Raw genomic sequence first — 25,944 nt, 5'->3', positions numbered from 1 at the left:
CGGGCACGCAAGAAGGTGCCTTGGGCTGATCGTCGTGAGAGGAATCAGTGGGTGTGCTCGTCAGTAGCCTTGGAAGGCTCGTCAGAAAAGACGTGCACCGCTGGCAAAAGAGCCAGGTCTGACGCTGTGAAGCAGATTTGTCTCGGTCGCGTCTGCGGCTTTGACGGTGAAGCATCAAGCGTTGTCCGCAAATGCCATTAGCCCGGCTTGGGGCCGGGCTTGGCAGAAGCTTGCTACGATCGTCTGTGTATTAGTACAGACGAACGGCGCGGCGCTGTTCGCGCTGAACTTTCTTGGCGTGACGCTTAACAGCGGCTGCTGCTTTACGCTTACGCTCAGAAGTTGGCTTCTCGTAAAATTCGCGGCTACGAACTTCAGCCAGTACACCGGCTTTTTCGCAGGAGCGCTTGAAACGACGCAGAGCTACGTCGAAGGGTTCGTTCTCTTTTACTTTGACGGCTGGCATCCAGAGCTACCTTCATTCATTACCGGGGTCAACATCCTCGCGGCAAAAGAGCACTTGAAGACGTCGGTTTTTAAGGGTTGCGGATGTTAACCCCTCATCGCTCGGAATGCAAAGCCTCTGATCGAAAACCGCTGGTCGGGGCATCACGCGACGACTATTATGCGCGCCTTCGAATTCAGCCTCTACAAGGCGCAAACCCATGCTAGTACTGGGATTAGAAACCTCTTGCGACGAAACCGGTGTCGCACTTTACGACAGTGAACGCGGGTTGTTGGCCGACGCGCTGTTCAGTCAGATCGATTTGCATCGTGCCTATGGTGGCGTGGTGCCGGAGTTGGCGTCGCGTGATCACGTCAAACGCATGCTGCCCTTGATTCGTCAGGTTCTGGCCGAGGCCGGCTGTGTGCCGACCGAGATCGACGCCATCGCTTATACCGCGGGTCCTGGCCTGGTCGGAGCCTTGCTGGTGGGGGCTTCCTGCGCCCAGGCGCTGGCCTTTGCCTGGGGCATTCCGGCCTTGGGCGTGCACCACATGGAAGGTCACTTGCTGGCGCCGATGCTGGAGCCGCAACCACCGGAGTTCCCGTTCGTCGCTTTGTTGGTGTCGGGTGGTCATACGCAGCTGGTTCAGGTCGATGGGATCGGCCAATACACGCTCTTGGGCGAGACCCTCGACGATGCTGCCGGCGAAGCGTTCGACAAGACCGCGAAGATGATGGGCCTGAATTATCCGGGCGGCCCGGAGATCGCGCGTCTGGCGGAGCAGGGCGTTGCAGGACGTTTCACTTTTCCGCGTCCGATGTGTGATCGTCCAGGCTTGGCTTTCAGCTTCAGCGGCCTGAAAACCTTCGCCCTGAACACCTGGCAGCAGAGCGTCAGCGCCGGGGACGACAGCGAGCAAGCCCGTTGCGACATCTCGCTGGCGTTCCAGCAGGCCGTGGTGGAGACTTTGACCATCAAGTGCAAGCGTGCCCTGAAACAGGCGGGTCTCAAGCGTCTGGTGATCGCAGGGGGCGTCAGCGCCAACAAAGCACTGCGGGTTTCACTGGAAAAAATGCTCGGTGACATGAAGGGCGATGTGTTTTATGCCCGTCCGGAGTTCTGCACCGATAATGGCGCGATGATTGCGTTTGCCGGTTGCCAGCGCTTGCAGGCCGGCCAGCATGAAAGCCTGGCGATCAGCGTGCAGGCGCGCTGGCCGATGGAGCAATTGTCGGCGCTGTGATGAGCGGCGCTCACGTGCGGTATTTAAAAATGCCGTTCGCGCCCGGCAAACAGGTCGCGTAGATTGCCGCGATGACGCCAGACGATCAGGCCCGTGAGCGCGCTCATGGGCAGTAATGCCGCTGGTTCTTGCCAGGCAAGCAGTGGCAAGGTCAATGGTGTGGCAATCAGGGCTGCGAGTGAGCTGGTGCGGGTCAGGTAGAACGTCAGCAGCCAGGCGCAGACCGCCAGCAACGCGGCGGGCAGGTAGAGCCCCAGCAGCATGCCAGCCGCGGTGGCGACACCCTTGCCACCGCGAAAGCGGAAGTACAGCGGAAACAGATGACCGATAACGGCGCAGACGCCGATCCAGGCCTGTTCTTGTAGTGAAAGGCCTATTGCACCTGCGATCAATACGGGCAGCAGGCCTTTGTTCAGGTCGCCGAGCAAGGTCAGGATGGCGAGTTTCTTGCCAGCCAGGCGCAACATGTTGGTGGCGCCGGCATTGCCCGAGCCACTCATTCGCGGATCGGGGTTACCGGTCAGGCGGCTGAGCAAAATGGCGAAGGACAGAGAGCCGAGCAGGTAGGCGAGAGTCGCCAGTAACCAAAACATGCTAACTATTCCGGGCGAGGACGCCCTGATTCTAACGGCGCATTGCGCCCTTGTCGTGCAGTGGAGAGAAGTGCTTGGACAGAGTGTTTATCGAGGGCCTGGAAGTCGACACCGTGATCGGTGCCTACGACTGGGAACGAGGCATCCGACAGTGTCTTCGACTTGATCTGAGCTTCGCCTGGGACAATCGTCCGGCCGCCGCCGGTGATGATCTGACCCTGGCGCTCGACTACGCGAGCGTTTCGTCGCGCATTCAGGCGTTTGCCGAGCAGGCGCAGTTTCAGCTGGTAGAGACCTTTGCCGAGCGTCTGGCGCAAGTGCTGATGAGCGAATTCAAGATCACCTGGATGCGCCTCAAGCTGACCAAGCCGGGTGCCATTCCGGCTGCCACGGGTGGTGTTGGCGTGGAGATCGAGCGCGGATGTCGCTGACTCAGGTGTATCTCGGGCTCGGTAGCAACATCGAGCGCGAAGCCCATTTGCAGGCAGGCCTGGACGCCCTGGCGGGTTTCCTGGTGGATATGCGCTGCTCGGCGGTATTCGAAAGCCAGCCGGTGGGGATCAAGAGCGGGCCGTTTTTCAACTTTGTGGTCTCGGCCTTCACCGATCTGCCGCTGATGGAGCTGGATCGACGGCTGAAATTCATCGAGGCGGATAACGGCCGTTATGCGCCGGACCGCAAGGGCTTGCCGCTGGATATCGACGTGCTGCTGTTCGGCGACCTGGTGGGCAACTTCGATGGTTTGATCTTGCCGCGGGCAGAAATTCTGAAAAATGCCTTCGTGCTGTGGCCGTTGTCGCTGATTGCGCCGGATAGAGTGCATCCGGGCGTAGGCAAGAGCTTTGCAACCCTGTGGGATGAGGCGCAGATCGATCAGGTGTTGGCGCCGGTGGCTTTTGAGTGGCGCGGCGAGCAGTTGACTCCTTTGAATCTGTTGTGAGGCGCAAGACGCCTTCGCGGGCAAGCCTCGCTCCTACAGGTGACGTCGCTCATCACCTGTAGGAGCGAGACTTGCCCGCGATGCTTTTCAAGCAGGCGCCGCCTCTTTGTAAGCCTTCAACGCCTTGAGGCGCTCGCCCTTGATCGCCTCGCCCAATTCCGGTCCCTTGAATCCCTTCTCCAGCAACGGCTGAACGGCAACACTTCGCGCAGCAGTTGCCGCGCCCCGTAAATAATCCGCCTGTGGATAACTTCTCTGCTCCAGGCCTTTACGTCCTCGAGCGTCCATCTCGCACGCCGCGATAAATTCCTCGAAGCGCTGAGGTCGGCGATAGACGTCGAAACTCTGCAGCAACTCCAGCAAGGTCGACGGTTTCAGCTCCAGAGCACGATGGCCATGGGTGTGATACTTGCCCACTAGCAGCGCCAGCTCCTGACAGTCTTTCGGTGCCCTGAAGCGCTCGTTGACCGCTTTGATCAGCTTCAGGCCTTTGTGCTCGTGGGCTATGTGGCGGGGCCATTCTTCCTCGGGCGTCAAACCTTTGCCCAAGTCATGCAGCAAGCAGGCCCAGCGTACGGTCAGCGGTTGTTTGTGCTGCGCCGCTTGCTCCAGCACGCTCAGGGTATGCACGCCCGTGTCGATTTCCGGGTGATGGGCTGCGGGTTGCGGTACACCGAACAGCGCGTCGACTTCCGGCATCAGTACCTTGAGAGCACCGCATTCGCGCAGAACCTCGATGAATACTTGGGGTTGGTCTTCCATCAGCGCGCGGGCGATTTCTTTCCAACTGCGTTCGGGCGTCAACGCCTCCAATTCACCTGATTCGCTGAGTTGACGCATCAGCTCCAATGTCTCGGGGGCGACGGTGAAACCCAGTTCCGCATAACGCGCGGCAAAGCGGGCAACGCGCAACACACGGAGCGGATCTTCGGCGAACGCGGGGGAAACGTGACGCAGCAAGCGAGCCTCGAGGTCCCGTTGACCGTGGTAAGGGTCGGTCAGGTTCTGTTGATCGTCCTCGGCCATGGCGTTGATCGTCAGGTCGCGGCGAATCAGATCTTCTTCGAGGGTGACATCAGGGCTGGCGTGAAAGATGAAGCCGCCGTACCCGCGCCCGTTTTTGCGCTCGGTGCGGGCGAGGGCGTATTCCTCACCGCTTTTGGGGTGAAGAAACACCGGGAAGTCCGCGCCCACCGGACGAAAGCCCTTGGCGAGCATTTCTTCGGTGGTGGCGCCTACAACGACCCAGTCGATATCGGTGACGGGTTTGCCTAGCAGGCGATCGCGGACCGCACCGCCGACTTTATAAATCTGCATAAAAAACCTCCGTTAGCCCGACAGAATAACCTTTGCGTCGAACTTCCGGAGGCAGAAAAACAGGATCAAAGATGAATGACTGCCAGGTCCAGCCGGCCATAATCCCCATCGCCGTGTTCACTTCTGGGCGGAACATGGTGGGTTTTCATCACCTGATCCCCTTGCAGGGTTTCCAGGTGAATGTCGAAGCCCCAGAGGCGGTGCAGGTGTTTGAGCACTTCGTCGGTGGAGTCGCCCAGCGGTTTGCGGTCGTGTTGTTGGTGGCGCAAGGTCAGGGAGCGGTCGCCACGTCGGTCGATGCTGTAGATCTGTATGTTGGGTTCGCGATTGCCCAGGTTGTATTGCGCCGCAAGGGTTTCACGAATGGTTCGATAGCCGTCTTCGTCGTGTATCGCCGGAACCAGCAGATCGTCCTTCTGATCGTCATCGAGGATGCTGAACAGCTTGAGGTCGCGGATCACTTTGGGTGACAGGTACTGCAGGATGAAACTCTCGTCCTTGAAGCTGCTCATGGCGAATTTGATGCTGGACAGCCAGTCGGTGCCGGCGATTTCCGGAAACCAGCGATAGTCCTCTTCGGTGGGGTGTTCGCATATCCGGCGGATATCGCGATACATGGCAAAACCCAGGGTGTAGGGGTTGATTCCACTGTAATAGGGGCTGTCGAAACCGGGCTGGAAGACCACGCTGGTATGGGAGGTCAGAAACTCCATCATGAAGCCATCGGTGACGAGGCCTTCGTCATACAAGTCGTTCATCAAGGTGTAGTGCCAGAACGTGGCCCAGCCTTCGTTCATCACCTGGGTCTGGCGCTGTGGATAAAAATACTGGGCGATCTTGCGTACGATCCGCACGATTTCGCGCTGCCAGGGCTCCAGCAACGGCGCATGTTTTTCGATGAAATACAGGATGTTTTCCTGAGGTTCGGCGGGGAAGCGTGCGTTGTCCTTGTCGCTGTACTTGTCCGCGCCTTTTGGAATGGTCCGCCACAAATCGTTGATCTGCTTCTGCAGATGCTCTTCCCGATCCTTCTGCCGACGGCGTTCTTCTTCGGCGGAAATCGGATACGGGCGTTTATACCGGTCGACCCCGTAATTCATCAGCGCATGGCAGGAGTCGAGCAAGTCCTCTACCGCGTCGATGCCGTGGCGTTCTTCGCACTGCATGATGTACTGCTTGGCAAACACCAGGTAATCGATGATCGAGCTGGCGTCGGTCCAGGTGCGGAACAGGTAGTTGCCTTTGAAGAAACTGTTATGGCCATAGCAGGCGTGAGCCACCACCAGCGCCTGCATGCAGATGGTGTTTTCTTCCATCAGATAGGCGATGCAGGGGTCCGAGTTGATCACAATCTCGTAGGCCAGCCCCATCTGGCCGCGACTGTAGGATTTTTCGGTGCTGAGGAAGTGTTTGCCATAGGACCAATGGTGATAACCCAAGGGCATGCCGACAGAGGCATAAGCGTCCATCATCTGCTCGGCGGTGATCACTTCGATCTGGTTGGGATACGTATCCAGTGCGTAGCGGGCCGCGAGACGACTGATTTCGCGGTCGTAGGCCTGGATCAGCTCGAATGTCCATTCGGAGCCGGTGGAAATGGGTTGGCGCTTCTGCTCTTTGGCGGTCATGTCACTAACCTGCGCTGGAAGAGTTCACGAAAGACCGGATAGATATCCCCGGCCGAGACCAGTTGCTGCTGGGCAAAAGTGTCAGAGAAGGCTTCGGCGATGCGTTCGTACTCGAACCACAAGGCCTGGTGTTCGCGCGGGGTAATCTCAACATAAGTGTAGTACTGCACGAACGGCATGATCTGATTGATCAGGATGTCGCGGCAGATCGGCGAATCGTCGTTCCAGTTGTCGCCGTCGGACGCCTGAGCGGCATAGATATTCCATTCGTTGCTCGGATAACGCTCGGCCATGATCTCTTGCATCAATTTCAGGGCGCTGGAGACGATCGTGCCGCCGGTTTCCCGGGAATAGAAAAACTCCTCCTCATCCACTTCACGGGCGCTGGTGTGGTGGCGAATGAACACGACGTCGATTTTGTCGTAGTTGCGCTTGAGAAACAGGTACAGCAGGATGAAGAAGCGTTTGGCGATGTCCTTGGTCGCCTGGGTCATGGAGCCGGACACGTCCATCAAGCAGAACATTACGGCTTTGGAGCTGGGGTTCGGCTGCTTGATCAGCAGGTTGTACTTGAGGTCGAAGGTGTCGAGAAACGGCACTCGGTGAATGCGCGCGCTGAGCTTCTCGATTTCTGCTTCGAGCTCCTGGATATCGCCGAAGTTGTCCGGTTCTTCCCGTTTAAGTCGCAGCAGTTCCTCTTTGACTTCGCGCAATTTCGCCCGGCTGCTGCCGGACAAGGCAATGCGTCGGGCATGGGCCGAACGCAGCGTGCGGATAATGTTGATCCGTGACGGGTTGCCCTCGTTGCTGATACCGGCGCGTACGGTCTTGAAGGTGTCGGTGCCGGTCAGGTGGCGTTTTACCAGGTTAGGCAGTTCAAGGTCCTCGAACATGAATTCGAGGAACTCCTCCTGGGTAATCTGGAAGACGAACTCGTCCATCCCTTCACCCGTGTTACCGGCCTTGCCGGGGCCTCTGCCGCCGCCACCTCCTGGCGGGCGGGCAATGTGCTCGCCGCTGGTGAATTCCTTGTTTCCGGGGTGCACGATGGTTTGCTTGCCGCCACGACCATGGTGAAGCACCGGCTCGTCGATGTCGCGGCCGGGAATGCTGATCTGCTCGCCGTGTTCCATATCGGTAATGGAGCGCCGGCTGACCGCCTCTTCGACAGCCTTTTTGATGTGATCACGGTAGCGCCGCAGAAACCGCTGGCGGTTTACCGTGCTCTTGTTCTTGCCATTGAGACGTCGGTCGATCACATAGCTCATGACTGCTCCTTAGAAGCTGTCCTGAAATGGGCGAGCGTTAACGCAGCATAAGGCCAGTGCCGGAGGGTGTACACGCTTCCCCCAAGCGCTTTGATGCTGCCTGAACCTCGCTACCGCATTTCGGACACCTCCAGAGGCCTGTGTAACAGAAAAAGCGTAAACAGGCCTCGGGCTAACGACAACCGGTCTGACCGGCAGCGGGTTACTGTGATTTTCTGACCCGCAGGTACCACTCGGACAGCAGTCGTACCTGTTTGTCGGTGTAGCCCCGCTCGACCATCCGTGTGACGAAGTCGTTGTGCTTCTGCTGGTCCTCTTTGCTGGCCTTGGCGTTGAAGCTGATGACCGGCAGCAAATCCTCGGTGTTGGAGAACATTTTCTTCTCGATGACCACCCGCAGTTTTTCGTAGCTGAGCCAGGTTGGGTTCTTGCCGTTGTTGTTGGCTCGGGCGCGCAGTACGAAGTTGACGATTTCGTTGCGGAAATCCTTCGGATTGCTGATGCCGGCCGGTTTTTCGATTTTCTCCAGTTCCTCGTTCAGGGCTACGCGGTTGAGGATCTCGCCGGTTTCCGGGTCGCGGTATTCCTGATCCTGAATCCAGAAGTCGGCGTACAGCACGTAGCGATCGAAGATGTTCTGACCGTATTCGCTGTAAGACTCAAGGTAGGCAGTCTGGATCTCCTTGCCGATGAATTCGATATAACGCGGCGCCAGGTACTCTTTCAGGAAGCGCAGATAGCGTTCCCGGGTCTCGGCCTGGAACTGTTCCTGTTCGATCTGCTGTTCCAGTACGTAGAGCAGATGTACCGGGTTGGCGGCGATTTCGTGCGGATCGAAGTTGAAGACCTTCGAAAGAATCTTGAAGGCGAAGCGGGTCGACAGACCGTTCATGCCTTCGTCGACACCCGCTGCGTCGCGGTATTCCTGGATCGACTTGGCCTTCGGATCGGTGTCCTTGAGGTTTTCGCCGTCATATACGCGCATCTTGGAATAGATGTTGGAGTTTTCCGGCTCCTTGAGGCGCGAGAGTACGGTGAACTGCGCGAGCATTTTCAGAGTGTCGGGCGCGCAATGGGCCTTGGCCAGCGAGCTGTTGAACAGAAGCTTGTCGTAGATCTTCACCTCGTCGCTGACGCGCAGGCAGTACGGCACTTTGACGATATAGATCCGGTCGATGAATGCTTCGTTGTTCTTGTTGTTGCGGAAGGTGTGCCATTCCGATTCGTTGGAGTGGGCCAGCAGGATCCCGGTAAACGGAATCGCCCCCAAACCTTCGGTGCTGTTGTAGTTGCCTTCCTGGGTGGCCGTCAGCAATGGGTGCAGCACCTTGATCGGTGCCTTGAACATTTCGACGAACTCCATCAAGCCCTGGTTGGCGCGGCACAGCGCCCCCGAGTAGCTATAGGCATCGGCGTCGTTCTGCGGGAACTCTTCCAGTTTGCGAATATCGACCTTACCCACCAGTGCCGAGATGTCCTGGTTGTTTTCATCTCCCGGCTCGGTTTTCGCGACCGCAATCTGGTTGAGGATCGATGGATAGAGTTTCACCACGCGGAACTGGCTGATGTCGCCGCCGAATTCGGCCAGGCGCTTGGTGGCCCATGGCGACATGATGGTATTGAGATAGCGCCGGGGAATGCCGAAGTCTTCCTCGAGGATCGCGCCATCTTCGGTGGCGTTGAACAGACCCAGGGGCGACTCGAAAACCGGCGAGCCCTTGATTGCGTAGAAGGGCACTTTCTCGATCAGTTGTTTGAGCTTTTCGGCCAGGGACGACTTACCGCCACCGACAGGGCCGAGCAGGTAGAGGATCTGTTTCTTCTCTTCCAGACCCTGGGCCGCATGGCGGAAATACGACACGATCTGGTCGATGCATTCTTCCATCCCATGGAAGTCTTCAAAGGCCGGATAGCGGCGGATCACCTTGTTGGAAAAGATTCGCGACAGCCTCGAGTTGGTCGAGGTGTCGAGCAGCTCCGGTTCTCCGATGGCCAGCAAGAGACGCTCGGCGGCGGAAACGTAGGCGCTGCGGTCCTTTTTGCACAGCTCCAGGTACTCCTGCAGAGAGAGTTCTTCCTGGCGCGTGGACTCGAAGCGTTGTTGGAAGTGGCTAAAGATACTCATGACGTCACCTCGCTCGATACGTGGAGCCGACGCCGGATCACTCAGTCGATGCTGGCAGCAACCGAACAGGCAGTTGCTGTTTACCCCCCAGAACTCTCCCGGAGCTGACGACTCCGAAAGCTACTCCCGATGACCCGCGCGCCGGTGTACCGGCTCTCCCCTGTTTTGGATGGCCTGCGCTTAAGGATAGTTGGGAATTCGGAAGGTAAATGCAAGATGCGTAATAAGTTGTGGCAGACCGTTCGTCTGTCACCGCGCTAGCCCGCGGGGACCGGGGCTTGCGCGTAATGAAAAAAATTATTCGGAAGTGCCTTGCGCCGTTTCCGAAGGATAGGTCGTACGCCACAACTCGAAACCGCCATCCATGCTATAGACGTCGGAGAAGCCTTGGCTGACTAGATAGGCAGCCGCGCCTTGGCTGGAATTTCCGTGATAGCAGACCACTACCGTCGGCGCGTCCAGGTCAGCGCCCTGAATGAAAGCATGCAGAGAATGGTTGTCCAGATGCTTGGAGCCGGCAATGTGCAGCGCGGCAAACGTTGCCGGATCGCGGACATCGACCACCACCGCGCCTTGTTCGCGCAGGGCCTGGGCCTGTTCTGGGGGGATACGTTTGAATTCGCTCATGGCGGGCTCCTGTGGCTCGGCTGAAAGCGCAGTCTAGCGCGGGGCGCTGGCTGACGTTTGTTCGGGAATAGGGGCGGCGACAGCCGGCCGAGTGTGGCCATGGGTGTCGCATTTACATTGCAGGCGCTCACCGGTGTCGACGTTCATCAGGGTCATGGCGCCACCCCAGACGCAACCGGTGTCGAGCGCAAACAGACCTGGCTCGTTGCACTGGCCTTCGAGCGCCGCCCAATGGCCGAAGATGATCTTCAGGCCTTTGGTCTTGCGCTCCTTGTGGGTGAACCACGGCGCATAGCCCGGCGGTGCGGTGTCGACGCCTTCCTTGCCCTTGAGATCGAGTTTGCCGTCGCTGGTGCAAAAGCGCATCCGGGTGAAATAGTTGGTGATGACTCGCAAGCGCGCGGCGCCTTTGAGGTCGTTGTCCCATTTCACCGGCTCGTTGCCGTACATACCGTCGAGGTAAGGCGCGAAGCGGTTGTCGTCGTGCAGGGCTTCTTCGACTTCGGCGGCGCACTTCAAGGCTTTGCGCAGCGACCATTGCGGCGGAATGCCGGCATGGACCAGGGCGATATCGCGCTGCTCGTCGTAATGCATGAGCTTTTGTTGCCGAACCCACTCCAGCAGCTCCGCGCAATCGGGTGCTTCAAGAATCTCGCGAAGCGTGTCGGCCTTCTTCAGACGTTCGATGTTTTGCCCGACGGCCAGCAAGTGCAGGTCGTGGTTGCCGAGTACGCACACCAGCGATTCGCGGATGCTATAAAGGAAGCGCAAGGTGTCCAGCGACTGTGGGCCACGGTTGATGAGGTCACCCACCAGCCACAAGCGATCCTTTGCCGGGTCGAAAGCGACTTGCTTGAGCAGGCATTGCAGCGGCTCAAGGCAACCTTGCAAATCGCCGACGGCATACGTCGCCATCAGTGCAGGGCTCCGGGTACGGCCAGGCGAAACGGAGCGATGACGGCGTCGAAGTGTTTACCGTCCTCGGCGACCATCTCATAAGTGCCCTGCATCGTGCCGACCTTGGAGGTCATGACGGTGCCGCTGCTGTAAGTGTGGCTCTTGCCCACGTCGATCAACGGCTGCTGGCCGACGACGCCTGCACCACGAACCTCCTCGACATGCCCGTCACCGTCGGTAATCACCCAGTGCCGTGAAAGCAGTTTGGCGGGCACCAGGCCATTGTTCTGCACGGTGATGGTGTAGGCGAAGGCAAAGCGATTTTGCTCGGGTTGCGATTGTTCTGCCAGATAGCGGGTGACGACGCTGACGTCGACCTGATAACGAGGATCGGACATGCAAAAGGCCTTAGAAACGAAGCGGGACGCGGGGCATAGCTGATAGAACTCAGTCTAGGCCAAGTATCGGGTAGTAAACCAGAGTGGCGTCCTACCCGATAGCGCTCATCGCCTTTCAGTCGGTGGCAGGCTTGTGTAGGACTTGTTCGCTGAGCTTGTCGGCCAGACGAACGAAGGCCGCCAGATCGAGCTGCTCGGGGCGTAGGCTGCCATCGACGCCGGCGGCTTCGATTTCAGTGTTGCTCAGCAACAATTTCAGCGTGTTGCGCAGGGTTTTACGGCGCTGGTTGAAGGCTTCGCGCACGACGCGCTCCAGCAGTTTGTGATCTTTGGCTGGATGCGGCAGTACCGCGTGAGGCACCAGGCGCACGATGGCCGAGTCGACTTTCGGCGGCGGATTGAATGCGCCCGGGCCGACGTTGAATAGATGTTCGACCCGGCAATGGTACTGAACCATGATCGACAGGCGACCCCAGTCACCGCCACCAGGCCCCGCCGCCAGACGCTCGACCACTTCTTTTTGCAGCATGAAGTGCATGTCACGAATCAGGCTTGCGTTGTGCAGCAGATGAAAAATCAGCGGCGTAGAGATGTTGTACGGCAGGTTGCCGACCACTCGCAGGCTGTTCGGCGCGGCGTTCAGGCTGTTGAAGTCGAACTTCAGCGCGTCACCCTGATGCAGGTGGAAATTGCTCTTGCTGGCGAACTGCTGATTGAGGATCGGGATCAGGTCCTTGTCCAGCTCTACTACGTCCAGCTGGGCGCCGCTGTTGAGCAGGCCTTCGGTCAATGCGCCCTGGCCCGGGCCGATTTCCAGCAGGCGGTCTTCGGGTTTGGCGTGAATGGAACGCAGGATGCGGTCGATAACACCGGCATCGTGCAGGAAGTTCTGGCCGAAGCGCTTGCGCGCCCGGTGTTGGTAATGCTCGGTCATAAACGGGTCTCGGCCATCTGGTAGGCGGTTTCCAGGGCGACTTGCAGGCTGCCGGTATCAATTTTGCCGCTGCCGGCCAGATCCAGGGCGGTGCCATGGTCGACCGAAGTACGGATGATCGGCAAGCCAAGGGTCACGTTGACTGCCGCGCCGAAGCCTTTGTATTTCAGCACGGGCAGGCCCTGGTCGTGGTACATCGCCAGCACCGCGTCGCAGTGCTCCAGATATTTGGGGGTAAACAGAGTGTCGGCGGGCAGGGGACCGCGAAGGTCCATGCCCTCGCCGCGCAGGCGCTCTAATGTAGGTTCGATGATGTCGATTTCTTCATGGCCCAGATGACCGCCTTCACCGGCGTGCGGGTTAAGCCCGCAAACCAGGATGCGTGGCTGGGCGATGCCGAATTTTTCTTGCAGGTCGGCGTACAGGATCCGCGTGACCCGTTCCAGACGCTCCGGTGTGATTGCATCGGCAATCTCGCGAAGGGGCAGGTGAGTAGTAACCAGCGCTACGCGCAAGCCGCGGGTGGCGAGCATCATCACCACTTGCGTGGTATGAGTCAGGTCCGCGAGAAATTCCGTGTGCCCGGAAAAGGCGATTCCGGATTCATTGATCACGCCCTTGTGTACAGGCGCGGTAATCATGCCGGCGAAATCCCCGTCCAGGCAGCCTTGGCCAGCACGCGTCAGGGTTTCCAGAACGAAAGCAGCATTGGCCTTGTCCAGTTGCCCGGCGATGACCTTGGCGTTAAGCGGTGTATCCCACACATACAGGCTGTTGGCGGGTGCAGGAACGTCCGGCCAGCTGTCCGGTGTTACCGGCAGCAGATCGACAACCACGCCCAACTGCGCGGCCCGCTCGATGAGCAGGTCGCGGCTGGTAATGGCAATCAGGGGGTATGGCTGAGCTTGCGAGGCGAGCAGCAGGCACAGGTCGGGACCTATGCCGGCCGGTTCGCCGGGGGTCAACGCGAAACGCTTGGGTTTCACTGCGTTGCCTGGTCTGCACCAGGGAGCTTGATTTCTACGTACGCTTCGTCACGGATCTGACGCAGCCAGGTTTGCAGCTCTTCATCGTATTTGCGGTTACGCAGTACGGTCATCGCTTGCTGTTCGCGGGCCTGGCTGGTGCTGTCGGTGGCGCGGCGGCCAAGGACTTCGAGAACGTGCCAGCCATATTGAGTCTGGAACGGCTTGGACAGCTGACCTTGTGGGGTCTTGGCCATCACTTCGCGGAACTCAGGCACCAGTGCATTCGGGTCGATCCAGTTCAGGTCGCCACCGTTGAGGGCGGAGCCCGGATCTTCCGAGAAGCTTTTCGCCAGCTCGCCGAAATCTTCGCCCGCTTCGATGCGGGAATAGAGCGAATCAGCCAGAGCCTTGGTTTTTGCTTCGTCGCGGATCGGGCTTGGTTTGACCAGGATGTGACGCACATGCACTTCGTCACGCACCTGGGCTTCGCCGCCACGCTTGTCGAGGATCTTCAAAATGATGAAGCCGCCCGGGGTACGCATAGGCTGGGTAATGTCGCCAACAGCCATGGAGCCCAGCAGGCGATCGAACGGAGGTGGCAGTTGAGCGGCTTTACGCCAGCCCATGTCGCCGCCTTCCAGTGCGGTTTCGCTGGCGGATTTGGCGATTGCCAACTGACCGAAGTCAGCGCCTTGCTTGAGTTGCTGGTAAACCGCGTCGGCTTGTTTGGCTGCATTCTGAATCGCGTCGGAGTTGGCGCTTTCCGGCGTAGGAATCAGGATGTTGGCCAGACGGAACTCTTCGGACAGCTGCATCTTGCCCAGGTCGGACGCCAGGAAGTTCTTCACTTCCTGCTCGGACACCTGGATGCGTTCAGCCACACGGCGCTGACGTACACGGCTGATGATCATTTCGCGGCGAATCTGGTCACGAGCGTCGTCATAAGACAGGCCGTCGCGAGACAAAGCGGAGCGGAATTGCTCAATCGACATGTTGTTGCGCTGGGCAATGGTGCCGACGGCCTGGTTCAGTTCTTCATCGGTAATGCGGATACCGGAACGCTCGCCGATCTGCAGTTGCAGGTTTTCGACGATCAGACGTTCGAGCACCTGCTGATCCAGCACGCCGGCAGGCGGTACGGCAGCACCGCGTTTGGCGATGGTTTGCTGAACTTCGTGAACGCGCTGGTCCAGTTGGCTCTGCATGACCACGTCGTTGTCGACGATGGCCACCACTTTATCGATGGACTGTACCGCGGCGTTGGCCGCGGTACCCAGGAACAGCGCGCCCAGCATCAGCGGGCGCAGACAATCAGAAAGCTTGGTCTTCACGTTCACGATAACCTTGGATGCCTTTGTCGAGGAAGCTCTCTACCTTGGCGCCAGTGAGGCCGCCGAGTCCCTTCAGAACAATTTGGAGGAAGACGCCGTGGTCGCCTTTTTCGTTTTCCGGGGCGTTCTGACTGAACTCGTCATAGCTGACCCAGTAACGGTTGATCAGGCGCAATTTCCAGCAGCAGTTGTCGTATTCGAAACCACCAAAGGCTTCCAGAGTACGGTTGCGGTTGTAGTCATACTGCCAGCGGCTGATGGCGTTCCACTGCGGCACGATCGGCCAGATCACCGAGAAGTCGTGCTGCTTGATCTTGTAGTAGTCCTTCACATAGCCAGGAGTGCCCGGAGTACCGTAGTCACCGCCGCCTACCGACCATTTACCGGTGTTCTGGTCATAACGGACCTGGTCATTGCGATAGCGATAACCGGCGTTGATGACCTTGTTCGGGTTGTCTTCAGGCTGGTAGTGGAACATCGCGCTGCCCGAGCGAGGGCTGCGGCTGTCCGGGTCCCAGTTGTAATCGGCGGTGGTGCGCCAATCGCGGTTCCAGCGGTATTCGTATTCCAGCGCATAAGGCGAAACACTGGATTTTGCATCATCGCGGGTTTTCGCATCGATACCTGGCAACTGTACTTCGCGGTCCTTGAAGTACAAGGCCTGGCCGACGCTGATGCGTTGACGTTCGAAGCCGTTATCTTCAATCCAGCGGTTGGTCACGCCCAGCGACAGCTTGTTCTCGTCGCCGACACGGTCGGAGCCGGAGAAGCGGTTGTCGCGGAACAGCGAGGCGTAGTTGAAGGTGTATTCGCCTGTATCGAATACCGGAATGTCTTCCTGGTCTTCCTCAGGTACATAGAGGTAGAACAGGCGAGGTTCCAGGGTTTGGCGATAATTTTTGCCGAACCATTGGGTATTGCGATCGAAGTACAGGCCGCTGTCTATGCTCGCGATCGGTACACCGCGATTTTGGTTGCTGCCGAATTCACCACCGATGTAATCGGTACCAGCGGCCGCTGCTGCGTTTTGTTGAGCAACGATTTGATTTTTGCCGGTGCCGTCCAGATCCAGTTGGTACTGGGTGTACTGATACTTGAGCGATGGCTTCAGGAAACCATAGGTCCAGTTCAAGGGCAGGCTGACACCCGGCTTGAGATTCAAACGGTCGCCGTTAGCGCGAGCCAGGCCGGTCACGTTGTTATCAAGTCGCGGTTCGACGGTGCCATCTTCATTTACGAAGTTGCCACTTTCCAAGTCACGGTCGAATCGGACGATTTCAGTCTCGTAATCGAAATCCAGACCTTCCGGATGATACGGCAGCTGGCCATTGAAGGTGATTTGCGGCAAACGATCATAAGGCGTGATGTTCGAAACAGTCGCCAGCTGATAAGCCTGGGCATTCAAACGAGCGGTGTAGCTGTCGCCACGATAGGTGACAGAACCTTGCTGATTCACGAAATCGGCACTTTTCACACCAATCTGATCAGTCTGCAGATCCTGGAAGTAATACGGATCGCTGATCTTGGTGTAATCGACCTGAGTCATTACGCGTGAGTCCAGACCACCCTTGTGCTGCCAGTTGTACATGTAGCGGGTTTTTTCGTAGTCACTCTGCAGCTTGCGATCGTCGTTCTCGTCGTTGAGATACGCGGCGCCGAACTGACCTTCGCTGGATTCGGTCAGGTAGCGGAACTCGCCTTCCATCAACAGGCCACGCTTACTCATGTAGCGTGGGTACAACGTGGCATCGTAGTTCGGGGCCAGGTTGAAGTAATACGGGGTAACGAGCAGGAAGCCGGTATCGCTGCCGGTGCCCACAGTCGGCGGCAGGAAGCCGGACTGGCGACGGTCGTCGATCGGGAAGTAGATGTACGGCGTGTACAGAACCGGAATGTCCTTGACCCGCAGCGTCACGTTGGTCGCAGTACCGAAACCGGTCGCCGGGTTCAAGGTGATGTTGTTGCCCTTGAGCTGCCAGGCGTTGCTGTCCGGTTCGCACGTGGTGTACGTACCATCCTTGAGACGGATGATTGCGTTCTCTGCACGCTTGGCGTACAGCGCGTTACCGCGGATACGCGATTTGTGCATCACGTATTCAGCGTTGTCGACCTTGGCTTCACCGGTGTCGAGCTGCACGTCGGCGTGGTCGCCCACGATCAGTGCGCCGTTGTCGCGAATGCGCACGTTGCCACTCAGTTCGCCACGGCTTTCGGCCTGGTACAGGTTCGCTTCGTCGGCTTCGGCCTGCATGCTGCCCTGACGCATGACCACGTCACCGGCCAGGGTAGCGATCTGCTCTTCCTGCTTATAGCGGGAGGCCTTGGCGCCGATAAAGGTTGGAGCGTCACTTTTATCCGTCTTGTCATTCATGCCAGGACGAATCGGTTCGATATAGGAACCAGAGCAGTAAGGACCGGTTTCGGCCAATTGCGCTGCGGTGAGCTTCTCGCGCGGAACCCAGTCGAGGTGACTGTAGTCTTCACTACGCGACTTCAGGCCACGGCCCTTGGACTCGGTAACCAGGACAGGCTTGGCGCCGGTGTCTGCGCTGGAGCCGGTGTCTGTCGCAGCTTCGCCAGTGGCGGAAACTGCGCTGCCGTCATGGACGGGGCGTGGCGGCAATGCAGCAGCCGGTGCCTTTGGCGCACAGTCCCAGGCACCCGAAGCAGAGACTGAGCAGTCATACTGTTCCGCGGCGACCACGAACGAAGTGGCTAGAGGTTGCAGGGCCAGCAGACTGCCGGTAACCAACAACGGAAATTTTTTACGAAACGCGGGGGATTTCAATGCCATCTTATTAGTCCGGGCTTCCTGCGTGCCATCTGCCCGCGGTGTGGGCCGCACGCCTCTCGATGGTCTGAAAAAGATGCTGGATAATAAAGCATGACCCGCTTGACGGCTAGCGCCGTCGGAGACCCTTGCAATGCCTGACCAAGATGTACGTTTGCAACACCTGAAAGTTTGGCTCGATGAACAGTTGGCTATCCTCTTTGCAGAACAAGGTTGGGGCACCGTGCCCCCGGCCACGTTGACTGCGGCCAGTAGCGACGCGAGTTTTCGGCGCTATTTTCGCTGGGAAGGCGCAGGCCGAAGTTTCGTCGTGATGGACGCGCCGCCGCCCCAGGAAAACTGCAAACCCTTCGTGGATATCGCTTTTCTGTTGGCGAAATCCGGAATAAACGTGCCGAAAATTTATGCCGAAGACCTTGAACGTGGTTTTCTTTTGCTCAATGACCTGGGCAACAAGACTTACCTGGACGTGATCGACAGCGAAAACGCCGACGATTTGTTCAAGGATGCCCTGCAAGCACTGCTGGCTTTCCAGCAGTTGCCGATGGTGGCGCCGCTGCCGAGTTATGACGTGGCGCTGCTGCGTCGCGAGCTGGAACTGTTCCCCGAGTGGTATGTGAAACGTGAGCTGGGCATCGAGTTCGACTCGGCGCAGCAAACACTTTGGCAGCAGGTCAGCGACCTGCTGATCGACAGCGCTCTGGCCCAGCCCAAAGTCCTGGTGCATCGCGACTACATGCCGCGCAACCTGATGCTCAGCGAACCGAATCCCGGCGTGCTGGATTTTCAGGACGCGGTTTACGGTCCTGTGACCTACGACGTGACTTGCCTGTTCAAGGACGCCTTCCTCAGCTGGCCTGAAGAGCGCGTGCGTGGCTGGCTGGAGGGTTACTGGCAGCAAGCCGGCGCACTCGACATCCCGGTGCAGCCAGACTTTGAAGATTTCCTGCGCGCCAGCGACCTGATGGGCGTGCAACGCCACCTGAAAGTCATCGGCATCTTTGCCCGTATCTGCCATCGCGACGGCAAGCCGCGCTACCTCGGCGACGTGCCGCGCTTCTTTGCTTATATAGACGCGGTCATCGCCCGTCGCCCTGAACTGGCGGAGTTGGGTGAGTTGCTGGCCAGTCTGCGTGCTGGAGCGACGGCATGAAGGCAATGATTCTGGCCGCGGGTAAAGGCGAGCGCATGCGTCCGTTGACCCTGACCACGCCAAAACCGCTGGTTCGCGCCGGCGGAGTGCCCCTGATCGAATATCACCTGCACGCCCTGGCGGCTGCAGGGTTTAGCGAGATCGTGATCAACCATGCCTGGCTCGGTCAGCAGATCGAAGATTATCTGGGCGATGGTTCGCGGTACGGCGTGAGCATCCAGTATTCGGCGGAAGGTGAGCCGCTGGAGACCGGTGGCGGTATTTTCCGTGCGTTGCCGTTGTTGGGTGACGAGGCCTTTGTGGTGGTCAACGGTGACATCTGGACCGACTACGACTTCAGCGTGTTGCATCAGCCCATCGCCGGGCTCGCTCATCTGGTATTGGCAAACAACCCGGCGCATCACCCGAGTGGGGATTTCACTTTGGTCGATGGCCATGTGCAGGACGGTCAGCCGGGTACATCAACCTTGACCTACAGCGGCATCGCTGTGCTGCACCCGCAGCTGTTTGACGGGTGCCCGGCCGGTGCCTTCAAACTTGCGCCGCTGCTGCGCAAAGCCATGGCTGACGGGCAAGTGACCGGCGAACGCCTGAATGGGCATTGGGTGGATGTCGGCACCCACGAGCGCCTGGCTGAAGTAGACACTCTGATAGAAGCGAGACGCTGACATGTTGTGGCCAGGGACTCTGATTGGAGCCGGAGCGGGCTTTGCAATAGCCAGCATTCCGGGGGCCATGCTCGGTGCTTTATTGGGGCAGGCGCTGGACCGGCGTTTGCACCTGCAAAGCTGGGCGCATTTATGGGAAAAATTCGGTGGGCGCTCGGTGCTGCGCAACGATGAGCTGCTGTTCGTGTTGCTAGGCCGATTGGCCAAGAGCGATGGGCGGGTAGTGGATGGGCACATCCAGCAGGCGCGGCAGGAAATGCGTTCGCTGGAGATGAGCGAACCGGCGCAACGTCGAGCGATTGCGGCGTTCAACCGTGGCAAGTCGGGACATGACCAGTTGCGTGGTTATCTGCGACGCCTGAGTACTCAGCCCTTTGCGGCGGAAGGTGTGTTGCGTGCCTGTTGGCGGATGGTCTGGGCTGATGGTCGCGCCGGTAGCAATGAGCGCGAGCTGATAGCCCAGTGGGGCAAATGGCTCGGCTGGACGTCGCATCAGGTGCAGGCGCTGGCCAGCGATTACGAGCCGCAGAAGCGACCGTTGGTCACCAGCGCGATCACGTATCAGGATGCCTTGCGACTGTTGGGCGTGTCTGCCACAAGTGAGCCGGCACAGATCAAGCACGCCTATCGACGCCTGCTCAGTCGCCATCATCCGGACAAGATTGCCGGCAGCGGTGCGACGGCGTTGCAGGTTCGTGAGGCAACGGACAGGACCCGTGAATTGCATACCGCTTATACGTTGATTCGTGAGCGGCGGGATTTTCGTTAGCCAAAGGTTTGTGTCACCAGTGATGCCGCCATCGCGGGCAAGCCTCGCTCCCACAGGATTTGAGTCGTACGCAATTTTTTGCTATCGACATAAAACCTGTGGGAGCGAGGCTTGCCCGCGATGAGGACGACTCGGTCTATCAGTCCGCCGCATTCTGCGGATTCAACCACCCGCGCACCCGACGCACCAACTGCTCTTGCTCGGCCTTGGCATTCCCCGGCAAAGCCTTGAGCGACACCTGACTGAACCCCGAAGTTTTCAAGCGTTTGCTGGCCTGCAAACGTTCCAGCGCCGCGTTACGATCCACCGGCTTATCCATATAGAAAATGTCTGCGGTAGGCAGCTTCAAGGTGGGGGTGAGCTCAGCCAGTCCCGGTTTTGCTGTAACAGGCGTCTGGGCTGCGACCATCACCAACTTCTCGACTTGCGATGGCTGCTTCTCGCTCAGATAGCGCGCGGCCCAGTAAGCGCCGGTGCCATGGCCCAGCACGACAATACTGCGAGCACTTTGCTGTTCGGCGTAGGCGATGGCTGCATCGATACGGGCGAAGATTCGCTCGGCGTCGGCTTTGGCTTGTTCTTCGTTGGTTTCGACGATGGCCTTGTCAGTCACCTCCGCTTCGCCGCCGGCCGCCTGTTCGATGGGCGCCGCAGTCGTCGCGTCTTTGCTGCCGGCATCAGGCGCTTTGGGCGCTGGCGCCACTTCGACGATACGTGGCGCAATGGCGTCGCTTTGCAGGTCCGGCAAGGTGATACTCAAGCTGCTCCACTCGGCGTCCGGCAATTTGTGGCGCAATGGGCTGATCGCTTGCGGCCAGTCAACGGTTTCTCCGGCGCCCGGGATGATAATCACCGCGCCTTTGGGTTCGGCGGTATTGGCCGGTTTCCACAAGGCGAGAAAGCTGTCGGTGCCGGCTTGCAGTTGTTGCTGTTCCTGCGCAGGGATTTTTCGCTCAAGTGCTGCCGCTTCTTCCTGACTACGCTCAAGCAGCCGCTGGCGTTCAACCGGTTTTTCTTCTGCGGGTTTTTCCGCAGCGGCAGGTGCCGGGTCGGCCGCTTCGACGGAAAACGCGCAAGGCAGGATCAACGACAGGCACAATGCTGGCAGTGCCAGGCGGTAGACAGGGGGCATCGGATATTCCAGGCCAGAAGTTATTCCGGCAGCCTAATGGGTTGGTCAGTATTTGTCAGTGTGTGAGACTTCGATGATGCATTTTCGCTGCCTGTGGGTTATCGGCTGTTTATGGTTTCCCTTGATGGGCTGGGCGGCGCCCGCGCCACCGGCGCACGTCGTGCAGCTGTTGCCAGCGCAACAGCAATGGCTGGCGCAGCATGGCGAGTTGCGGGTCGGCGTGGTGTTGCAAACGCCTTATGCCCAATACGATCGCCGTTTGCAGCGCCTGTCCGGGGTTAATATCGAGCTGATGAAGTGGCTGGCCAAGGCGCTCAAGATCGAACTGAGCTGGCGTAATTATCCCGATCTTGCGCAACTGGAAGCCGCGGCCCGTGAAGGCGACATCGATATCGCGCCAGGTCTGACGCAAACCCCCGTGGGTTTGCGGCTCTGGCAATTTTCCGACCCTTACATGCGGGTGTCGCAACTGGTGGTCAGCGACCAGAAAAGCACCGGGGCGGTAGAACTGGAAAAACTCGACAGCCAGACCCGCGTTGCCGTGCGCATGCCCAGCGTCACCGCCGATTATCTGCGCAGCAATTATCCCCATCTGAACTTGCAGGGCGTGCCTCTGGAGCGCCAGGCGCTACAACTGTTGTTGAGTCAGCAGGCCGGTTACGCCGTGGTCGATGAAGCGCAGTTCGGGCGTCTGTCTGCCGAGCCCGAGTTCTCCGGGCTGGCGGTGGTGGGCGATATCGGTTTCCCGCAACTGCTGCGAGTGGCCACGCGCCGGGATTGGCCGGAGTTGGCCGGCATCGTCGAAAGCGCGCTGCGGGCGATCCCGGCCAAGGATCTGGAGCAACTGCACAATCAATGGGTGCAACCCAAGTATCCGCGGCTGTCCGAGTCGCCGGGTTTCTGGCAAAACCTCTGCCTGCTCTTGGTGGTGTTGCTGCTGAGCAGCATGGCCATTGTGTTCTGGCAACGTCGCCAGCAACACAGTCTGGAGCAGCGATTGCTGGCGGCACGCGAAGACATTGCCCTGCGCGAGGCCAGCGAAGAGGCCTTGCGCCTCACGCAGTTTTCCATCGATCAGAGCACCGTCGGCATCCTTTGGGTCAACTGGGACAGCCATGTGCGCTATGCCAACCGGGCGGCTGAAACCATGCTCGGCTACCCGGTGGGCGGGATCATTGATCGGCCATTGATCGACTTCGAACCCGGCTTGCACATGGACCGCTGGCTGAGCCTGTGGAAACGCGCCCGGGCCAGTGACGAAGCGCCGCAAAGCTTCGAGACCAATTGCGTGCGAGCCGATGGCAGTATTCTGCCGGCGGATGTTTCGTTGAGCTTCTTGCGTTTTCGCGATGGTGAATACCTGGTGGTTTACCTCAATGACGTCACCGAGCGTCGTCGCGCCCTGGCCGCGTTGCAGGAAAGCGAAGCGCGCCTGCAAGGGATCGCCGCCAACGTCCCCGGCCTGGTCTTTCGTCTGGAGCGCGCGCCGGTGACCGGGCAGATCGACTTTGCCTACATCAGTGAAGGCAGCGAGAGCCTGGTGGGCTACTCGCCGGCCACGCTGGCCCATCGCGACAAAGGCTTGCGCAGCCTGGTGCATCCGGATGACAAAGCCAGTTATCACCAGACTCAGGACCATGCACTGGACACCGACAGTGACTGGTCGTGGCAGGGGCGGATTCTGACCCGTCAGGGCGAGCAGCGCTGGGCCGAGATCAAGGCCATCACTCGCCGCCTCGAAGACGGCGCCTATGTCTGGGACGGGATCGTCTGGGACATCACCGAGAGCAAGCGCATCGAACTGGAACTGGCCAGTTCCCGTGAGCAATTGCGCGAGTTGTCCGCCCACCTGGAGAGCGTTCGGGAAGAGGAAAAGGCCCGCATCGCCCGGGAAGTTCACGACGAATTGGGTCAGATGCTGACCGTGTTGAAGCTGGAAACGTCCATGTGCGAATTGGCCTACGCCCAGCTCGATCCGGGCCTGCATGAGCGCTTGAACAGCATGAAGCGGTTGATCGCGCAGCTGTTTCAACTGGTGCGCGATGTGGCCACAGCGCTACGGCCGCCGATTCTCGATGCCGGGATTGCCTCGGCCATTGAATGGCAGGCCCGGCGGTTCGAGGCGCGCACGCAGATCCCGTGTCTGGTGCAGGTGCCGGATAACTTGCCGGTGCTCAGCGATGCCAAGGCCATCGGGCTGTTCCGGATCCTTCAGGAAGCGCTGACCAATGTCATGCGCCACGCCCAGGCGCATACTGTTGAACTGACGCTGGCCCTTGAGGGCGATGAACTTTGCCTGACTGTTAGCGATGATGGCGTAGGATTTGTCGCCGTCACTGGCAGGCCGACATCCTTTGGAGTGGTCGGCATGCGTGAGCGGGTGTTGATCATGGGCGGGCAGTTATCACTTGAGAGTGAGCCGGGGGAGGGTACGACCCTGACGGTAAGAGTGCCGCTGGATGAAGCCTGATGGTTTTGTGTTGTTTGAGCTGGCGCCTTCGCGGGCAAGCCCGCTCCCACAGGGGTTTGTGTAAGTGCACAGATCTTTGACACCCCCAAATCACTGTGGGAGCGGGCTTGCCCGCGATAGATCCTGGCTCTGACATAAGAAGAATGGAGAAGAACGTGATCCGTGTACTGGTAGCCGAAGACCACACCATCGTTCGCGAAGGCATCAAGCAATTGATCGGCCTGGCCAAGGACTTGCTGGTGGTAGGGGAGGCGAGCAATGGCGAGCAGTTGCTCGAGACCTTGCGCCATGTTCCCTGCGAAGTGGTGTTGCTGGATATCTCCATGCCAGGGGTCAACGGCCTGGAAGCGATTCCGCGGATTCGCGCCTTGAACAATCCCCCGGCGATTCTGGTGTTGTCGATGCATGACGAAGCGCAAATGGCCGCTCGGGCGTTGAAGGTTGGCGCCGCAGGCTATGCGACCAAGGACAGCGATCCGGCATTGTTGCTGACGGCAATCCGCAAAGTCGCGTCGGGCGGGCGATACATCGACCCGGACCTGGCCGACCGCATGGTCTTCGAAGTCGGCCTGACGGATTCGCGGCCGTTGCACTCGTTGCTGTCGGAGCGTGAGTTCTCGGTGTTCGAACGCCTGGCCCAAGGCGCCAACGTCAACGACATCGCCCAGCAACTGGCCCTGAGCAGCAAAACCATCAGCACCCACAAGGCGCGACTGATGCAAAAACTCAACATCACCTCCCTGGCCGAACTGGTGAAGTACGCAATGGAGCACAAGCTCCTCTGATTCTGAACACGATCTCCCGTAGGAGCGAGGCTTGCCCGCGAAGCTTTCAGCGTCAGTGAGGGCGCCTTCGCGGGCAAGCCTCGCTCCTACGGGATTGTTGTGGCATGTCCATTTGCGACATGCTCACAAAGCCGCTTTTACCCGTTCTTGCGGCTTGCAGCTTCAAGCTTGCCGCTGCTCCTATCCATCCCCGCCATCCTTGTAGGGCAATCCCTACCCCCAATCTTCCATCCGGCTGAGGCGATTCTCTCCTGCGCCCCGATTTGCGCCCCTCCCAGCGTCCACTAGGCTTAGTCCACAGCAGTCATCAATAACAAAGGTGTGGGTATGAGCCAGGTTGATTCAAGCGCAGGGGCCAGCGATATTCTGGTCAGCTTTCGTGGAGTGCAAAAGAGCTACGACGGCGAGAACCTGATCGTCAAAGACCTCAACCTGGATATTCGCAAAGGCGAATTCCTCACCTTGCTCGGGCCGTCCGGCTCCGGCAAGACCACCAGTCTGATGATGCTCGCCGGTTTCGAAACGCCGACCGCCGGGGAAATTCAGCTGGCCGGGCGTTCCATCAACAACGTGCCGCCGCATAAACGCGACATCGGTATGGTGTTCCAAAACTACGCGTTGTTCCCGCACATGACGGTCGCCGAGAACCTGGCGTTCCCGCTGACCGTGCGCGGCTTGAACAAGAATGATGTCAGTGACCGGGTCAAACGTGTTTTGAGCATGGTTCAGCTCGACACCTTCGCCCAGCGTTATCCAGCGCAACTGTCCGGCGGCCAGCAACAGCGTGTGGCCTTGGCCCGTGCGTTGGTGTTCGAACCGCAACTGGTGCTGATGGATGAACCTCTCGGCGCACTGGACAAACAACTGCGCGAACACATGCAGATGGAAATCAAACACCTGCACCAGCGCCTCGGTGTGACCGTGGTCTACGTGACCCACGACCAGGGCGAAGCCCTGACCATGTCTGACCGTGTGGCGGTGTTCCACCAGGGCGAGATCCAGCAGATCGCACCACCGCGCTCCCTCTATGAAGAACCGAAAAACACCTTCGTCGCCAACTTCATCGGCGAGAACAACCGTCTCAATGGTCGCTTGCACAGCCACACCGGAGACCGCTGCGTAGTCGAGCTCGGTCGCGGTGAAAAGGTTGAAGCGCTGGCGGTCAATGTTGGCAAGACCGGCGAACCCGTCACGCTGTCGATTCGCCCGGAGCGCGTGAGTCTCAATGGTTCGAGCGAATCCTGCGTCAACCGCTTCTCGGGGCGGGTGGCGGAATTCATCTATCTGGGCGACCACGTCCGGGTTCGTCTGGAAGTCTGCGGCAAGACCGACTTCTTCGTGAAACAACCGATTGCCGAGCTCGATCCCGCGCTCGCTGTCGGCGACGTGGTACCGCTTGGCTGGCAGGTCGAACACGTTCGCGCGCTCGACCCACTTTTAGAGGCGCATTGATCGCCCC

At 59.1% G+C, this 25,944-nt stretch carries 23 protein-coding genes; 9 read left to right on the top strand and 14 right to left on the bottom strand.

Going from position 1 to position 25,944, the window contains the following annotated elements; translation table 11 throughout:
• Positions 1 to 250 precede the first annotated feature (250 nt).
• Positions 251 to 466, bottom strand: a complete 216-nt coding sequence (gene rpsU / locus AC1RQB_RS18085; protein ID WP_002551877.1) for a 30S ribosomal protein S21 — start codon at positions 464 to 466, stop codon at positions 251 to 253.
• A 199-nt stretch (positions 467 to 665) separates the two neighbouring features.
• On the opposite strand from rpsU, the gene tsaD reads away from it, so the two are divergent.
• Positions 666 to 1,691: a tRNA (adenosine(37)-N6)-threonylcarbamoyltransferase complex transferase subunit TsaD gene (tsaD, locus tag AC1RQB_RS18080; protein WP_063342354.1), complete on the top strand. Its 1,026-nt coding sequence runs from the start codon at positions 666 to 668 to the stop codon at positions 1,689 to 1,691.
• 23 nt (positions 1,692 to 1,714) lie between these two features.
• Here the strand turns inward: tsaD and plsY are convergent, their stop codons facing one another.
• Positions 1,715 to 2,284 (bottom strand): glycerol-3-phosphate 1-O-acyltransferase PlsY, encoded by a 570-nt coding sequence (plsY, locus tag AC1RQB_RS18075; RefSeq protein WP_063342355.1) that lies wholly within the window; start codon positions 2,282 to 2,284, stop codon positions 1,715 to 1,717.
• A gap of 74 nt (positions 2,285 to 2,358) precedes the next feature.
• On the opposite strand from plsY, the gene folB reads away from it, so the two are divergent.
• Positions 2,359 to 2,715 (top strand): dihydroneopterin aldolase, encoded by a 357-nt coding sequence (folB, locus tag AC1RQB_RS18070; protein ID WP_007904249.1) that lies wholly within the window; start codon positions 2,359 to 2,361, stop codon positions 2,713 to 2,715.
• Positions 2,706 to 3,224, top strand: coding sequence for a 2-amino-4-hydroxy-6-hydroxymethyldihydropteridine diphosphokinase (gene folK, locus AC1RQB_RS18065; RefSeq protein ID WP_063342356.1), 519 nt, complete (start codon positions 2,706 to 2,708; stop codon positions 3,222 to 3,224). The genes folB and folK overlap by 10 nt, the downstream gene beginning before the upstream one ends.
• Positions 3,225 to 3,311: 87 nt before the next feature.
• Here the strand turns inward: folK and AC1RQB_RS18060 are convergent, their stop codons facing one another.
• The 11 genes from AC1RQB_RS18060 to AC1RQB_RS18010 all read right to left on the bottom strand — a co-directional run bounded on the left by AC1RQB_RS18060 (position 3,312) and on the right by AC1RQB_RS18010 (position 17,511).
• On the bottom strand, positions 3,312 to 4,541 hold the full coding sequence (locus AC1RQB_RS18060; RefSeq protein ID WP_063342357.1) for a multifunctional CCA addition/repair protein: 1,230 nt from the start codon (positions 4,539 to 4,541) through the stop codon (positions 3,312 to 3,314).
• A gap of 65 nt (positions 4,542 to 4,606) precedes the next feature.
• Positions 4,607 to 6,169, bottom strand: a complete 1,563-nt coding sequence (locus AC1RQB_RS18055) for a SpoVR family protein (RefSeq protein ID WP_008067414.1) — start codon at positions 6,167 to 6,169, stop codon at positions 4,607 to 4,609.
• Complete coding sequence (locus AC1RQB_RS18050; protein ID WP_007904257.1) at positions 6,166 to 7,437, bottom strand: YeaH/YhbH family protein; 1,272 nt, start codon at positions 7,435 to 7,437, stop codon at positions 6,166 to 6,168. The genes AC1RQB_RS18055 and AC1RQB_RS18050 overlap by 4 nt, the downstream gene beginning before the upstream one ends.
• A 202-nt stretch (positions 7,438 to 7,639) precedes the next feature.
• Positions 7,640 to 9,562: a PrkA family serine protein kinase gene (locus tag AC1RQB_RS18045; RefSeq protein WP_007904259.1), complete on the bottom strand. Its 1,923-nt coding sequence runs from the start codon at positions 9,560 to 9,562 to the stop codon at positions 7,640 to 7,642.
• 297 nt (positions 9,563 to 9,859) lie between these two features.
• A complete protein-coding gene (glpE, locus tag AC1RQB_RS18040; protein ID WP_007904261.1) occupies positions 9,860 to 10,189 on the bottom strand; it encodes a thiosulfate sulfurtransferase GlpE in 330 nt (109 codons plus the stop codon).
• Positions 10,190 to 10,222: 33 nt separating this feature from the next.
• The gene (locus AC1RQB_RS18035; RefSeq protein ID WP_063342359.1) at positions 10,223 to 11,104 is read right to left on the bottom strand and encodes a symmetrical bis(5'-nucleosyl)-tetraphosphatase; all 882 of its coding nucleotides are present in this window, start codon (positions 11,102 to 11,104) and stop codon (positions 10,223 to 10,225) included.
• A complete protein-coding gene (gene apaG, locus AC1RQB_RS18030) occupies positions 11,104 to 11,484 on the bottom strand; it encodes a Co2+/Mg2+ efflux protein ApaG (protein WP_063342361.1) in 381 nt (126 codons plus the stop codon). Before apaG ends, AC1RQB_RS18035 begins: the two co-directional genes overlap by 1 nt.
• Before the next feature lie 115 nt (positions 11,485 to 11,599).
• Positions 11,600 to 12,418 (bottom strand): 16S rRNA (adenine(1518)-N(6)/adenine(1519)-N(6))-dimethyltransferase RsmA, encoded by an 819-nt coding sequence (gene rsmA / locus AC1RQB_RS18025; protein WP_063342363.1) that lies wholly within the window; start codon positions 12,416 to 12,418, stop codon positions 11,600 to 11,602.
• A complete protein-coding gene (gene pdxA / locus AC1RQB_RS18020) occupies positions 12,415 to 13,404 on the bottom strand; it encodes a 4-hydroxythreonine-4-phosphate dehydrogenase PdxA (RefSeq protein WP_063342365.1) in 990 nt (329 codons plus the stop codon). The genes rsmA and pdxA overlap by 4 nt, the downstream gene beginning before the upstream one ends.
• On the bottom strand, positions 13,401 to 14,717 hold the full coding sequence (surA, locus tag AC1RQB_RS18015) for a peptidylprolyl isomerase SurA (protein WP_157893827.1): 1,317 nt from the start codon (positions 14,715 to 14,717) through the stop codon (positions 13,401 to 13,403). Before surA ends, pdxA begins: the two co-directional genes overlap by 4 nt.
• Entirely contained in the window at positions 14,698 to 17,511 is a 2,814-nt protein-coding gene (locus AC1RQB_RS18010; RefSeq protein ID WP_063342366.1) for an LPS-assembly protein LptD, read from the bottom strand. Before AC1RQB_RS18010 ends, surA begins: the two co-directional genes overlap by 20 nt.
• Positions 17,512 to 17,641: 130 nt before the next feature.
• Between AC1RQB_RS18010 and AC1RQB_RS18005 the strand changes: the two genes are divergently transcribed.
• The 3 genes from AC1RQB_RS18005 to AC1RQB_RS17995 are packed head-to-tail and all read left to right on the top strand — an operon-like array spanning position 17,642 to position 20,098.
• The gene (locus AC1RQB_RS18005; RefSeq protein ID WP_207267416.1) at positions 17,642 to 18,661 is read left to right on the top strand and encodes an aminoglycoside phosphotransferase family protein; all 1,020 of its coding nucleotides are present in this window, start codon (positions 17,642 to 17,644) and stop codon (positions 18,659 to 18,661) included.
• Complete coding sequence (gene murU / locus AC1RQB_RS18000; RefSeq protein WP_063342367.1) at positions 18,658 to 19,329, top strand: N-acetylmuramate alpha-1-phosphate uridylyltransferase MurU; 672 nt, start codon at positions 18,658 to 18,660, stop codon at positions 19,327 to 19,329. Before AC1RQB_RS18005 ends, murU begins: the two co-directional genes overlap by 4 nt.
• Before the next feature lies 1 nt (position 19,330).
• Positions 19,331 to 20,098 (top strand): TerB family tellurite resistance protein, encoded by a 768-nt coding sequence (locus AC1RQB_RS17995; protein WP_063342368.1) that lies wholly within the window; start codon positions 19,331 to 19,333, stop codon positions 20,096 to 20,098.
• 139 nt (positions 20,099 to 20,237) lie between these two features.
• On the opposite strand, the gene AC1RQB_RS17990 is transcribed toward AC1RQB_RS17995, so the two are convergent.
• Complete coding sequence (locus AC1RQB_RS17990; RefSeq protein WP_063342369.1) at positions 20,238 to 21,230, bottom strand: alpha/beta hydrolase family protein; 993 nt, start codon at positions 21,228 to 21,230, stop codon at positions 20,238 to 20,240.
• Positions 21,231 to 21,303: 73 nt separating this feature from the next.
• On the opposite strand from AC1RQB_RS17990, the gene AC1RQB_RS17985 reads away from it, so the two are divergent.
• The 3 genes from AC1RQB_RS17985 (at position 21,304) to AC1RQB_RS17975 (ending at position 25,937) form a co-directional block, all read left to right on the top strand.
• Positions 21,304 to 23,700, top strand: coding sequence for a PAS domain-containing sensor histidine kinase (locus tag AC1RQB_RS17985; RefSeq protein WP_063342370.1), 2,397 nt, complete (start codon positions 21,304 to 21,306; stop codon positions 23,698 to 23,700).
• Between the two features lie 155 nt (positions 23,701 to 23,855).
• Positions 23,856 to 24,485, top strand: coding sequence for a response regulator (locus AC1RQB_RS17980; RefSeq protein WP_008067439.1), 630 nt, complete (start codon positions 23,856 to 23,858; stop codon positions 24,483 to 24,485).
• 327 nt (positions 24,486 to 24,812) lie between these two features.
• On the top strand, positions 24,813 to 25,937 hold the full coding sequence (locus AC1RQB_RS17975; protein WP_063342371.1) for an ABC transporter ATP-binding protein: 1,125 nt from the start codon (positions 24,813 to 24,815) through the stop codon (positions 25,935 to 25,937).
• Positions 25,938 to 25,944: the final 7 nt, after the last annotated feature.

Source organism: Pseudomonas sp. GW822-FHT02E03, assembly GCF_058802325.1.
The sequence above is the reverse complement of the archived record's forward strand: the minus strand, read 5'-3'. Positions and strand labels throughout refer to the sequence as shown.